Source organism: Acinetobacter sp. UBA1297, from assembly GCF_002307755.1.
Classification (GTDB): domain Bacteria; phylum Pseudomonadota; class Gammaproteobacteria; order Pseudomonadales; family Moraxellaceae; genus Acinetobacter; species Acinetobacter radioresistens.
Window position 1 is genome coordinate 147,359 of record NZ_DBUF01000006.1, and the last position, 14,055, is coordinate 161,413.

12 protein-coding genes are annotated in these 14,055 nt (G+C 38.4%); 2 read left to right on the forward strand and 10 right to left on the reverse strand.

The genetic code is table 11. The features are described from left to right. Nucleotides 1-316: 316 nt before the first annotated feature. Nucleotides 317-1,543, reverse strand: a complete 1,227-nt coding sequence (gltS, locus tag B3R63_RS02365; RefSeq protein ID WP_286728205.1) for a sodium/glutamate symporter — start codon at nt 1,541-1,543, stop codon at nt 317-319. Between the two features lie 344 nt (nt 1,544-1,887). On the opposite strand from gltS, the gene B3R63_RS02370 reads away from it, so the two are divergent. Further along, nucleotides 1,888-3,096 carry an MFS transporter gene (locus B3R63_RS02370; protein WP_286728206.1) on the forward strand — a complete coding sequence of 403 codons (1,209 nt, stop codon included), beginning with the start codon at nt 1,888-1,890 and terminating at the stop codon, nt 3,094-3,096. A gap of 300 nt (nt 3,097-3,396) precedes the next feature. On the opposite strand, the gene B3R63_RS02375 is transcribed toward B3R63_RS02370, so the two are convergent. From B3R63_RS02375 to B3R63_RS02390, 4 genes are read right to left on the reverse strand one after another with little or no spacing between them, the layout of a single operon-like run. Next, nucleotides 3,397-4,344, reverse strand: coding sequence for a siderophore ABC transporter substrate-binding protein (locus B3R63_RS02375; RefSeq protein WP_005405609.1), 948 nt, complete (start codon nt 4,342-4,344; stop codon nt 3,397-3,399). 9 nt (nt 4,345-4,353) lie between these two features. Beyond that, a complete protein-coding gene (locus B3R63_RS02380; RefSeq protein ID WP_005405615.1) occupies nt 4,354-5,118 on the reverse strand; it encodes an ABC transporter ATP-binding protein in 765 nt (254 codons plus the stop codon). Continuing rightward, a complete protein-coding gene (locus B3R63_RS02385) occupies nt 5,103-6,065 on the reverse strand; it encodes an iron chelate uptake ABC transporter family permease subunit (RefSeq protein ID WP_286728207.1) in 963 nt (320 codons plus the stop codon). Before B3R63_RS02385 ends, B3R63_RS02380 begins: the two co-directional genes overlap by 16 nt. Then, the gene (locus B3R63_RS02390) at nt 6,058-7,011 is read right to left on the reverse strand and encodes an ABC transporter permease (protein ID WP_286728208.1); all 954 of its coding nucleotides are present in this window, start codon (nt 7,009-7,011) and stop codon (nt 6,058-6,060) included. Before B3R63_RS02390 ends, B3R63_RS02385 begins: the two co-directional genes overlap by 8 nt. Before the next feature lie 451 nt (nt 7,012-7,462). On the opposite strand from B3R63_RS02390, the gene B3R63_RS02395 reads away from it, so the two are divergent. After that, entirely contained in the window at nt 7,463-7,948 is a 486-nt protein-coding gene (locus B3R63_RS02395; protein ID WP_005025518.1) for an Lrp/AsnC family transcriptional regulator, read from the forward strand. Nucleotides 7,949-8,072: 124 nt separating this feature from the next. Here the strand turns inward: B3R63_RS02395 and B3R63_RS02400 are convergent, their stop codons facing one another. From B3R63_RS02400 to B3R63_RS02420, 5 genes are all read right to left on the reverse strand, one after another. Then, complete coding sequence (locus B3R63_RS02400; protein ID WP_017401086.1) at nt 8,073-8,291, reverse strand: hypothetical protein; 219 nt, start codon at nt 8,289-8,291, stop codon at nt 8,073-8,075. A 403-nt stretch (nt 8,292-8,694) separates the two neighbouring features. Next, a complete protein-coding gene (locus B3R63_RS02405) occupies nt 8,695-9,939 on the reverse strand; it encodes a PD-(D/E)XK nuclease family protein (protein ID WP_286728209.1) in 1,245 nt (414 codons plus the stop codon). 131 nt (nt 9,940-10,070) lie between these two features. Beyond that, entirely contained in the window at nt 10,071-12,710 is a 2,640-nt protein-coding gene (locus B3R63_RS02410) for a bifunctional aconitate hydratase 2/2-methylisocitrate dehydratase (protein ID WP_005014764.1), read from the reverse strand. A gap of 435 nt (nt 12,711-13,145) precedes the next feature. Continuing rightward, nucleotides 13,146-13,505 carry a hypothetical protein gene (locus B3R63_RS02415; RefSeq protein WP_005014768.1) on the reverse strand — a complete coding sequence of 120 codons (360 nt, stop codon included), beginning with the start codon at nt 13,503-13,505 and terminating at the stop codon, nt 13,146-13,148. 92 nt (nt 13,506-13,597) lie between these two features. Further along, nucleotides 13,598-13,954: a hypothetical protein gene (locus B3R63_RS02420; protein WP_005014772.1), complete on the reverse strand. Its 357-nt coding sequence runs from the start codon at nt 13,952-13,954 to the stop codon at nt 13,598-13,600. Between the last annotated feature and the right edge of the window lie 101 nt (nt 13,955-14,055).

Below are 14,055 nucleotides of genomic sequence, written 5' to 3' on the forward strand. Positions count from 1 at the left end.
ATAAGATAGAATATTTAACTTTCTTTCGCTCTTCCCATTATATTGAAATCTACTAATTTACCTAGGTTAATAGCTTATTTTATAAAGCTAAATAATCATTCCTACCCTTAAAGCAAGCCGATCATAATGGTTTAATGCTAACCCTGTAATCTTTATATACCAGTTAAATGCATATACAAACCTATAAATTATTATAAGAGATTTGATATCAACTGGCCTGTGAGTCGCTATATGCTTTTGGTTTTAAATTTATAGTCTGCGTATACTGAATATAAAAAAATAGACCTTTAAATTAGGTCTATTTTTTAAATGAAAATTAGAAGAAAGATAATATGCCCTGAATTACCACCGCATTAATAATATCAACAAAAAATGCTCCACATAATGGTACTACTAGAAAAGCCTTGTGTGATGGGCCATAAGTATTGGTGACTGCCTGAATATTGGCAATGGCTGTAGGTGTAGCCCCCATACCGAAACCACAATGCCCTGCACTTAAAACCGCAGCATCATAATTTTTACCCATAAAGCGGTAAGTCACAAAAATAGTAAATAAGGCAAGCCCTGCTGTTTGCGCAATGAGTATTACAACCAGGGCGCCTGCCAGATCTGCCAGTAACCAGAGTTGAAGTGATAGCAAAGCAATTGCCAGAAAAACAGATAATGAAGCATTGCCAAATACATCAATAGCCCGATCAAAAATATTTACTTTAAAAACATTTTCCAGAATATTACGCAGCAATACTCCTGTGGCCAGTGCCCAAACAAAAGTAGGCAGTTCAAACCATTGTCCTGCACTGATATCAGTCATCCAGTTAGCAGCATAAATACAGAAGGCAAACATACCAAGCGTAGTCACTGCATTACTGGCAGTAATCAATCGGGTTTTACGTGGATACTCGAACGGCGCAACATCTGTTTCAAGCCCAGGAGGTGTTTCATCATCACGCTGGTTATAGGGAATTTCTTCTGCCAGTTGATGACGCCGGATTAGAAATTTAGCGACCGGACCACCCATCACTCCCCCAATAATAAGACCAAATGTCGCACTGGCCATACCAAGCACAATCGCTCCCTGAATGCCATATTCGGTTTCCAGAATCTCTCCCCAGGCACCTGCTGTTCCATGACCACCTGTTAAAGTAATTGATCCGGCAATCAAGCCGATGAGCGGGTCAAGTCCTAATAAAGTTGCCAGACTCATGCCAATTGCATTTTGTACAAGTACATAGAAAGCTACACAAACCAGAAATACCAGCAAGGCCCCGCCGCCCTTCTTCAGTTTGACTAAACTCGCGCTCAAACCGATTGACGAGAAAAACATGAGCATAAAAATATTCTGTACATTACTGTCAAAATTTATACTCATATTAAGAAAATTATGGAGCAGGTAAGCAATAAGCGCAGCAATCAACCCGCCTACTACTGGTTCAGGAATATTATACTGTCTCAAGAAATTAATTCTTTGAATCAAAAACCGGCCCAATAACAGGACCAGTACAGCTAATACCAAGGTTCCAAAAGCATCGATTTGATAATTCATCTGGTTTCCTGATTTTCTTTATCATTTATTTCGTAAGTTCTAGCCTCAGTATGCGACTAGTTGAAAGTTCTTTATGTATCAGCTTGTTTAGTTTAAGTTTTTATAGAGTTTTATTTTGGCTAATTAAAAATCAAATTTTGTTTAGTATATTTCTCTAACTCGAATTAATTTGCTTATATTTCTGATAGATACGTTAAATATTTAATAGTTCCGTACTGACTTGATCAAACTCATTAATAAACTCTCATATATAGATAAAATAGTACCTAAATATGAAGTGATTTTTTATATTTTTTACCTATTTTTCCTTATAATTCGCGTTCTTGTTATTTTTTTAAGTAGTTATGCCTCTAGTAGAAGACTCTCCTGTCGAAAAAAAATCTTATTCGCTCTTTCTTGCCATTTTCGCTTTAGCACTTGGCGGATTTTGTATTGGTACGACTGAGTTTGTTGCTATGGGCCTGATTCAGGAAATTGCAGCAGATCTCAACATTTCTGTTCCAGCTGCCGGGCATTTTATTAGTGCTTATGCGCTAGGCGTAACCATTGGTGCGCCGGTAATCGCGATTTTAGGCGCCCGGATACCACGTAAAATATTATTAATAGGTTTAATGCTATTTTATGGGATAGCGAATGGATTAACTGCTTTAGCGCATAGTACTGAAACTGTCATGCTGTCACGTTTTATTGCCGGTTTACCGCATGGGGCTTATTTTGGTGTGGGTGCTCTGGTCGCAGCAGAGCTGGCCGGTCCTTCGCGTCGTGCTTCGGCAGTTGCACAAATGATGTTAGGGCTTACTCTGGCAACAGTGGTTGGCGTACCCTTGGTAACCTGGCTAGGTCAGCAGTTTGGCTGGCGCACCGGTTTTGAATTCTCTGCCTTGATTGCTTTTTTAACTGTAGCAGTGGTCATACTCTATATTCCAAAAATTCAGGTTCAGGCTACAGCGAGTATCAAGACAGAACTGGCCGGACTTAAAAATGTTCAGATGTGGTTGACACTAGGCATCGGTGCAATCGGTTTCGGGGGGATGTTCTCGGTTTATAGTTATGTTTCACCCATTCTGACTGAGTATACTGGCGCAAATATTGAAGTGGTGCCTGTAGCATTAGCAATCTGGGGAGCAGGAATGGTCATTGGCGGTCTGGTTGCAGGCTGGCTGGCAGACCGGTATTTAAATAAAACTATTGTTGGCATTCTGATTAGTTCAGCTTTAGCTTTTGTGCTAGGCAGTTTTATGCTTTCTGATCTATATACTGCGTTTCTAGCTCTATTTCTCATCGGCCTGACTGTTATGGGCTTAGGTGGAACTTTACAAACCCGTCTGATGGACGTTGCTGGTGAAGCACAAGCCGTTGCGGCATCCCTGAACCATTCTGCTTTTAATCTGGCAAATGCTTTGGGCGCCTTTTTAGGAGGCTGGGTACTGAGTCATGGTATGGGCTGGCTAGCACCTGTCTGGGTTGGATTCGTGCTCAGTCTTGGCGGTTTAATTATTTTATTGTTTGCTTTCGCTGTTGAAAAGAAACAAAAGCTCTTACAGACCAGTTAAAAATGACTTGCTTAAATAGCAGTCAATTTTTCGCCTCTATAAGACAGAGCTTGTATGCAGCTGTCCCTTTTAATTCAAAAGTCATTTTGCAACGATTTCAAAATAATTTTTAGCTGAAAATTCTCGCTACCCAACTTAAATTATGTTTTAATGCAGGCAGTTTGAGATGAGCCTCATACAGTATATAGCACGATCTATATACGACTAAGCCCCGCACTGCGGGGCTTTTTTATCACTTAACTTTTTAAAATAATTTGTGAAGATGACTTAACTGGCACTCTTGCTTTAAATTTAGGCAGCTTATTTTAAGGCAGTTTCGACTTCTTTCAGCATATCTTTCATACCGCCCAGTCCGCCATTCATTAAATACCAGTTGCTTGAGTCCAGATATACAATGTGACCATTTTTAGCAGCTTTGGTCTGGTTCACAATATTATTGTCCAGAATATGTTTTGCACCATCCTTTTTGTCTGTAATAGCTGCGCCGCGGTCAATCACGAATAGGTAATCCGGATTTTTCTGTGCAATGAATTCATGTGAAATTGCCATGCCATGTAACCCTACTTTAATAGATGGATCAGCTGGAGTGAAACCGTACAGATCATGGATATTACCAAAACGTGAACCCGGGCCATAGGCAGCAATCTTATTATTATTGACCAGCACGATCAGAGCAGTCTTGCCTTTAGTCTTTTGCTTAATTTCAGCAATATCCTGTTCCAGCTCGGCCAGTTCCTTTTCAGCCTCCGCTGTTTTACCTACCATTTGAGCAATATTCAGTGTTTGCTGTTTAAAAGAGTTAAATTGGTCTTTATAGTCAATATCAACAAAATAGGTAGGTGCAATCTCTTTAATCTGATCAACCAGATTTTCCATTCGACCACTCATCAGGATCAGTTGTGGCTGGCTGGCTGCAATTCGTTCCAAGTTCGGTTCTTTTACTGTACCGACATCTGCATATTTTTGGTCATTAAACTTGTTTAATACTGCTGGTAAAGGTGTACCTTTTGGTAGAGCTACCACCTTCTCATCTGCTCCTAGTTCATGAATGGTATTTAATGCATTAGTATCTAATACTGCAATTCTTGAAAGATTAGCCGGTACATCAATATTACCTGCCTTGCTACTAAAACTTAAGGTATCTGCACTCTGCGCTTGTGTTGTACCTTCAGAAGGTATATTGGAGTTGCTGCATGCAGTAACCACAGCGGCCAAGGCAATGGCGAGTACCTTCTTGTTAAAAAACATATCTATCTCCTAGCTAATAAAGTACAGACCAAGTTTGTGTCGCTGAACTTGCTGAATTGGAATGGCGAAATCAAAAATATGTTGCAGTACATTTTCCTGCATAATCTGTTCGGGTGTGCCCTGATAAAGTAGCTGTCCATTTTTCATGGCAATAATCTGGTCGGCATAGACCGAGGCAAAATTAATATCGTGTATTACCATAATAATTGACTTGCCATGATTCACCGCCAAGTCTTTCAGTACTCGCATAATTTGTGCAGAGTGCTTCATGTCCAGATTGTTTAAAGGTTCATCCAGCAGGATATAATCTGTATCCTGTGCCAGAACCATAGAGATATAAGCTCGCTGGCGCTGACCACCTGAAAGTTCACTCAGCTGTTTATGCCGTAACGGTTCTAGTTCCATATAGGCGATTGCCTGATCAATAATCTTTTGGTCTTCAGCTTTTAAGCGGCCCTGTGAATAGGGAAAACGGCCAAAAGCCACTAAATCTTCAATACTTAAACGTAATTCCGTATGATTGGACTGTTTAAGAATTGCCAGCTTTTTAGCAATCTCGGTACTTTTCATCTGCTGTATATTCTGGCTATCGAGCAGAACGTCGCCGGTATCAACCTGAGTCAAACGGCTGATCATTGACAGCAAAGTGCTTTTGCCTGCCCCATTTGGCCCGATAAAAGCAGTAAACTGTCCTTTGGCAATAGTAAGCGACACATCATTTACCACCCTCTGCCCGTGATAGCTTTTGCTTAAATTTTTTAGCTCAATTGCCATTTTTTATTTTCCTTCAACAAAATCCAGAAGAAATAAATTCCACCGACAAAATTAATAATGACACTCAGCGTCGTTTTAAAATTCAGCACATGCAGGACAATAAACTGCCCAATAACCAGAGATAGAATACTGACCAGAATGATGCCAGGCAGCAGAATATAATGCTGATGGGTTTTAAAAAGTTCCAAGGTAATATTGAGTACCAACAGACCCAGAAACATCATAGGTCCAGCCAGCGCAGTTGCTGAGGCCAGCGCCAGAACTACCAAAATCAGCAAAATACGGCTGGTTTTATCGTAATCCAGCCCCAGATTAAGAGCATGGTCACGGCCCAGTGCCATAACGTTCAGCCGGTGATGGTGTTTAAAGCTATAAAGTAAAATTGGTAAAATAGTGAGTAAAGCTAACCCTACGGTTTCCATTTTCACTATGTTAAAACTGGCAAAACCGGCATAAGCAGCTATCTGGAACTCATCCGGATCGAGCAATACCTGAAAAAAGGTGGTCATATTGTCAAACAATGTTGAACAGATCAGGCCAACCAAAAGTAGAAAGTAGATATTCTGTTGCGCGACTTTCTGAAAAATAAAACGGTAAAGCAAGAGCGCAAAACTGACCATTAATAGCAGGCTAATCAGGTAATCAGTCACAAAATTTATCGACAGTAAGGTACTTGCACCAAAGAAATAAATGATCATGGTTTTAGACAGCTCATATAGCTTGTCTAAACCTAATGCCTGAGGAGTCACTACGCGGTTATTTACAATAGTATGAAACACTAAAGTAGATACCCCAACCGCTATGCCAGCAACAATAATTGCCATGATTGTCTTTAAACGGAGCTTCACAGCAAACTGCCAGCCTGTGCCCAGATTCCAGCCGAGATACAAGGTAATCATAATGATTACAGCAAAGCCCAAAACCATCAGTTTGGTACGGTTATGCATAACGGTACCTCCGTAGCAAGAGCCACAAGAAAAGCACACTGCCCAGTACACCCATAATCAGACTTACTGAAACTTCGTATGGGTAAATCACTATACGTCCAAACAGATCACAGACCAGTACCAGTAAAGCCCCTAAAATTGCAGTATGCGATAAAGTCTTGCGGATATTATCTCCGAGATACAGACTTACAATATTGGGAACAATCAAACCTAAGAATGGGATAGCTCCAACTGTGACGATGACTACACCAGTAATGACAGATACCAGAACTAGTCCTAAAAATAAGGTCTGTTTATAATTGAGACCTAAATTAGTTGCAAAGTCTTCCCCGATACCTGCCAGCACAAAGCGATTGGCCAGAAAATAACTCACTATTAAAATGGGTACACTTAAATAGATCAGCTCATATTGACCATTTAGAATGGTTGAAAAGTCACCCTGTAACCACCCCGCCAGATTTTGTAGCAAGTCCATTTGCAAAGCGATAAAAGTCGTAAATGCAGAAATGATACTGCCAAAGATCATACCAACCAGAGGAACAAAAACGGTATCCCGATGCTTGAGTGTGGCTAGAATACTCATAAAAACCAATGCACCGGCCAATGTAACTAAAATTGCAAAACCGGTTTTAATAAAAATAGAAGCGGCTGGCAGCAGGATAATCGAGATGAGTACACCTAACCGGGCACAATCGTAAAGACCGGCTGTAGTTGGGGAAACAAAACGGTTCCGACTGAGTGACTGCATAATCAGCCCACAAACACTCAGCCCTGCACCTGCAACTAAAATGGCCATTAAGCGTGGCAAACGGCTGGTCCAGAATAATTGCCATTCATGAATATTTCCTGCCAGCAATCCGGCAATATTCATTTCGCCCACACCTGTAAATAACGAAATAACAGCAAGAGGAACAAGCAAAAGAAACAGGTAACGGCGTTTAATCATGGCAGGGAAATAACATGCGAAGTTAAAGCAAAAAGAGCGGAGTAATTAAGAAAATATCACAAATGAGAATAATTATCTTTAATATTTATATTTTAAATTTTAAGAATGACTACTTATATTAAAAAATTTTATTTTTATCAAAAACTTAAATTAAGTTAAACTCGAAGACAGTTTTGTTTAAGTTTGTAATTATTAATTTTATTAAATTATATTTTAAGTTTTTAATTCTATAAAATTAGTTAGAGAAACTCATAGCCCTTTTAAATCACCCTTATTTAAAAGAGCTATAAGTTTAATCAAAGCCTTTACCCAATTGACTCTGATTTTATGACCATAGTGTATCGTTAAATTTTACAAAATATCTCCCGAATTTCCTGTTAATTTTGCTTATATACAGTACAAAAATGAAGTATATTAAGTATTAACAGAATAATTTTCTATAGTTTGAATTTTGAACAGCACAGATTACACATTAGATAAAATAGACCGAAAAATTTTATCGGCTTTAAGACAGGACGGCCGTTTAACTATCGCTCAGCTAGCTGAACAAGTTGGACTTTCTTCTTCACCTTGCTGGACTCGGCTTAAACGCCTTGAATCTTTAAAAATTATTGAAGGCTATACTGCCAATATTAATCCTAAAGCCATTGGTATTAATGAGCTGTTCTTTATCGAAATTACACTTGAACGGCATGATGATGAAATTCTGGACCAGTTTAGTGAGGCCTTAGCGAATATGCCTGAAGTCGTTGAAGCACATCTGGTAACTGGCGATTATGATTATCTGGTCAAAGTAGCAGTTAAAAACTCAGAACACTATGAGCGTTTCTTACGTAAAAATTTATATTCTATGAAGGGGGTACGTCATACCCGTTCAATTTTTGCTTTACGTCCTCTAAAACTGGCAAATAATGCAGATTTACTCATGATTGAATAAATTAAAGGCTAAAAAGCTATCTCGTATATTTAAACTATGTATATTTTACTATTTTTAATAACAGAGAAGTACCTTATGTAAGCAGCTTCTCATTATAGGGCTTTTTAATCTCTAAAATTTCAGCTCAGCTTTCAATGTCGTAGACCCAGTTTTTAGCTTGTTGGTCAGTGATAATTTCACAGACATAATAGTCATGATCCCAAGCATCTTGATGGAAGATTTCCTTTTTATGGTAAGTCACTTGTTTACCATTTTCGACGCAGACGAAGCTGTCACCTTGGTCTTTGACTTGGGTTCCGTTGAGGAAACCGCCGATGCAGAGGAAGCGGGATTGTTTAGACATTCTCTTTTAAACTAGCATATTTAAGGAAATTTAATAACTTATTGCCTATCTTGTAAAGATTATATTAATATAGAAAATATCAATTAACTTCAAATTTTATAGTGTGAACCCTTTTTTAAAAAATATGCTCAAAATTTAACTCTAAAAAATCAGTAAATTTCCGAGTGACTCTCTTTTTTAAGCCTAATCTCTATATAGTCATATAGTTTATTCACTTGATTGTTATAAATTATTCTCCTGCGAGGAATTTCATCATATTTAAACTTATGAAGTTTCTTCTTAAGCTTAAGGTCCGCTGAATATTCCACATATATATGTATAAGTATTATCAATTAGATTAATACTTAACATATATATGGAATACTAATAATTTGATTTTGATAATACTAAAAAATTCTTATTTTTATAGCTTTAGAATAATATCCATTTCCTGCAACCTATCCTTAATGAAATCATCTAGAAAATTATTATCTTTAACAGCCAATAATTTAAATGCATCACCAGAAAAATTTCTTAGATTTTCTATACCTTTGCTAATCAGACCATCAGGGATTTTTTTCCATTGTTTAGCTTGCCCCCATGTTGGTAGTAGACGTTCTAGATCATTCAAATTAAAATGACACTCTTCTGATAACGTGATCCCATAATGTAAATTATCTTTAGCTGCTACAAACAAAAAAGTAACATGAAGATTTTTTTTGCTTCTTAATACACAACCAATAACATTCCTTTTACTTTCTGGATTAATATTACTAAGCTGCTTAAACCATTGTTGGCAATTTTTAAATGTATAATGTATATCTTGGAATTCAGGAGATATTTCATAATTTCCTGTTTCAATAAATTTATGTTCAAAATATGCAAATAATTTAAAAAGTAAGTCTCCTCTATAATTACTACTGTTAAATTGATTAGAGATTTGCTTAATCGCCTGAAGTTCGTTCGGTGTCATTTCTAATAACATATTTTTTAATTCTTTATTTACAGTTACCAGCTCATTAGTCAACATTCTGAGTAAATTAATATACTGATTAAGAGCTGACTGAAGATTTGTTAGATGATTAAATTGAGACTTAATATCCTCAAGCCATGAAATAATATCTATCTTATAGCTTAAACATCTTAAATTTATATTAATTAACTCATTATTAGTTTGAATTAAATACTTATTATCAACTTTTTTAATATTACCTAATGAAGAAAAACTTGGCTCATTTCCAAATAGCGTTAAATAAATCAATAATAGTTGCTTTTTAGCATAATTTTTACAAAAGTTAAAATATCTTTGTAATTGTTTAGATTGATCGACAGCATAAATTTTATTTTCCAGAATAATTATCTGCTCTTCATTTTCAATCATTAAATCAATCTGGCCATAATCATTAAATCTTTGCTCCTTTTTTGTTTTTATATTACCTCTAATCTTAAAATCTAATTTAAAAAACTCTACAAAACTTTTTAAGAATATATCTTTTTGCCCATGTGTTCCCTCAGGATCTAATAACTCTTTCAAAATTGGAGTATGGGTGAATACTTCACTATTTGATACTCCACAGATTTTTAATAGATTGAAGTTATTACCATGACTATTGTTTTCTTCTAGAATATTTAGAGTGGACTGAATGATCTGACTAATTTTACTGTTCATTTACCTACTCAAAAAAATAAGGGCTGATTACTCAGCCCTTATTTTTAACTCATCTTATCTTAATTTTCAAAGAAAATCAGTGCATTGCTTTTACACTTGGGAAACGTCTTTCGACTTTTCCCTCTCGCTTATTAAGTCAATTGAGCAGCAGAGATCTTTTTAGTGTCAACCTTGCTTGCTTCAGATGTATAGTCAGACATTTGATCAAAGTTCAGATACTTATAAATATCTGCTGCCATGCTATCAATTTGAGAAGCATACTGCTGATATTCTTCCGGTGTAGGAAGTTTACCCAGTACAGCAGCCACAGACGCCAGCTCAGCAGAAGCCAAGTAAACATTTGCACCCTGACCCAGACGGTTCGGGAAGTTACGGGTAGATGTTGAAACAACAGTAGTATTTGGTGCTACACGTGCCTGGTTACCCATACACAGTGAACAGCCTGGCATTTCAGTACGTGCGCCAGCTTTACCATAAGTGTTGTAGAACCCTTCTTCCATTAACTGACGTTCATCCATACGAGTTGGAGGAGCCAGCCACAGACGAGTAGATAAAGAACCACCAGGTACTTTGTCTAGAAGTTTACCTGCTGCACGGAAGTGACCGATATTGGTCATACAAGAACCGATGAATACTTCATCAATCTTGTCACCTTGTACCTGAGAAAGCAGTTTTGCATCATCTGGATCGTTCGGACAGCAAAGAATAGGTTCTTTGATATCAGCCAGGTCAATTTCATATACTTTAGTATATTCAGCATCAGCATCTGCTTTAAGCAAGCTTGGGTTAGCAAGCCATTTTTCCATGTTTTCAACACGGCGTGCCATAGTACGAGCATCGCCATAACCTTCAGAAATCATCCATTTTAACATGGTGATATTTGAACGAAGGTATTCAGCAACTTTCTCTTCAGAAAGCGTGATCGCACAGCCAGCAGCAGAACGCTCAGCAGAAGCATCGGAAAGTTCAAATGCCTGTTCAACAGTCAGGTCATTTTCCATTTCTGACAGGTCGATCTCAAGAATACGGCCAGAGAAAATATTTTTCTTACCTTTCTTCTCGACAGTCAGGTCACCTGCCTGAATTGCATAGTAAGGAATTGCATGTACCAGATCACGCAGGGTGATACCAGGCTGCATTTTACCTTTGAACTTCACAAGAACTGATTCAGGCATATCAAGTGGCATAACACCAGTTGCTGCAGCGAACGCTACCAGACCAGAACCCGCAGGGAATGAAATACCGATTGGGAAACGGGTATGTGAGTCACCGCCAGTACCTACAGTATCTGGAAGAAGCATACGGTTTAGCCAAGAGTGAATAATACCGTCACCTGGACGCAGAGAAACACCGCCACGGTTCATGATAAAGTCAGGAAGCGTATGCTGCATCTGTACGTCTACTGGTTTTGGATACGCAGCTGTGTGACAGAAAGACTGCATGACCAGGTCCGCAGAGAAACCTAAACAAGCCAAGTCTTTTAACTCATCACGAGTCATAGGGCCAGTTGTATCCTGAGAACCTACAGTCGTCATTTTCGGTTCACAGTAAGTACCCGGACGAACACCTTCACCTTCTGGAAGACCACAAGCGCGACCTACCATCTTCTGGGCCAGTGTAAAGCCTTTACCAGTATCTGCTGGCTGTACAGGTGTACGGAACAGTGTAGAAGGACCAAGGCCCAATGCTTCACGTGCTTTCGCTGTCAGGCCACGACCAATAATCAGGTTAATACGGCCGCCTGCACGTACTTCATCTAGAAGTACTGGAGTTTTCAGTTCAGATTCAGCGATTTGTTCGCCGTTTTTGAACGCAGTAACTTTAGCTTCGTCTTTATTGACTTTAAGAACGATTTCATCACCCATGTTCATTTCAGAAACATCGATCTCAACTGGTAATGCACCAGCATCTTCCATCGTGTTAAAGAAAATAGGAGCAATTTTACCACCTAAGCACACGCCACCATCTTTTTTGTTTGGAATGTGCGGAATTTCTTCACCAAAGAACCAAAGCACAGAGTTGGTTGCAGACTTACGGCTTGAACCTGTACCAACTACGTCACCTACATAAGCAACCTGGTTACCTTTAGCGATCAGATCTTTAATCTGGCTTAATGGACCAACTTCACCCTGTTTTTCAGGATTGATACCGTCACGTTCATTCTTCAGCATTGCATTTGCATGTAATGGAATGTCTGGACGACTCCAGGCATCCTGTGCTGGAGACAGATCATCAGTGTTGGTTTCGCCTGTTACTTTAAATACAGTAATTTTGATTTCTTCAGGAACATCTTTACGGCTAGTAAACCATTCAGCATCTGCCCAAGATTGTAAAACTGCTTTTGCATTTGCATTTCCAGCTTTAGCTTTATCTGCGACGTCATGGAATGCATCAAATACAAGAAGAGTTTTTTTCAGTGCTTCGGCAGCCAGTTCAGCCAGTTCAGCATCATCAAGTAATTCAACTAAAGGGGCTACGTTATAACCGCCAAGCATTGTACCTAACAGGTAAACTGCACGCTCTTTAGAAATTAATGGAGAGGTCGCTTCACCTTTTGCCACGGCAGCCAAGAAAGCAGCTTTTACATAAGCTGCCTGGTCAACACCTGCGGGAACACGGTTTTCAATCAAGTCAACCAAGTATGCTTCTTCACCAGCAGGTGGATTTTTTAACAATTCAACCAGCTCAGCTGTTTGAGTATCGTCAAGTGGCTTCGGTGGGATTCCGAGTGCGGCACGTTCTTCAACGTGTTGGCGGTAAGCTTCTAGCACGGTGTAATTCCTCTTTTTTAAAAAATTACTTGTGAATTCCAGCTTCTTCAAAGCTTCACAAATAATATGGACTGTAAAATTTTACTAAAATTCCCGATAAAAGTTAATGCAAGTAAAGTGTTTCTTTGTGATGCCCATTATTTTATAACTAAATGTTATTCATATGATCTCTCAAGTGTCTTGGATCTTGAGCATCTGTCTCTACTAAAATTTTGACCATTGTCAGATGACAGTATAGAAGCTTAAGGTGAAGAAAAATTCTTTTCTCCAATTATCTTTAGTCGGGTTGGCAATTTCTGAAAATTAACTGTGCATTTTGCTTTCAATAAATACATTTAAAGCTGGTTTTATTTTCAAGATTTAATCTAAGCATTGCTAACGGGCCCAAGCATTTTACTCAAAATGCTTGGGCTATTTTATAAAGTTAGATATAAGTTATAGTTTTTTATATTGTGGCATCCGGTCATGTGGTGTACTCAGGCACTGTTCATAGGCCTGCTGTTTAAATTTTTCTTGTACATCAAGTTTTGCCTGCTTACCCTCAACTCTTGGCTGAAGATAAGCCTGATCCAGAATTTTAAGAATCATTTCTTTGATTAGTGGATCTTCCACACGGTTAGCATGCTCCAGTGCCTGAGCTTTATCAATCCCAGACTGGCGGTCTAGCATGATTGAACGTGCAGCATTACCTAGACTGGTACAAAAGCCTTGCCACTGCTGCTCAGGCGTTAAAGGGGGTTTTTCGCTACAGGCAGCCAAAAGTAAAGCAGTACCTATTACAATAATTTTCTTCATCTGCACTCTCCTCTTGGCCCGTATCATACCCAACTTCAATGCTATATAGCGAGCATTTAGCCCTCAAAAGCCGAAGCCCTGATCATTTAGAGTTAATCACCATAACTTAAGTACCGGGCATTATAAGGTTGCCAGTACTGTGCTTTCGTTTTGATTAATATATAGATACCAATAGCCGTACCAATGGGAAAACTAAAAAGTAGAATAATACCAAGTAAGCGAGACAGGCGCCGACCATAATCTGTGCCATATTTGACTTCAATTGCGGCTCGGACATGAGCCAGTGCCAGCATAACCAGCAACACTATAAGAGCCAGATTAATATATTTCTTTTCAGGCACCTGCGGAAAATACAGTACAAAAAATAGTAGGATGAAAATAGCTGCGACATACAAAATGGCTACAGCACGATGCATGCGATACACCCCGGGATTTCGTATCACGAGCATACTCATTCTCCTGATTATTCTGTTATGGTTTCATTATTGTTTTCATATTAAGTATATAACTTATTTAATAAGTTATTGTACGAAATAGTGGATAAAAATAT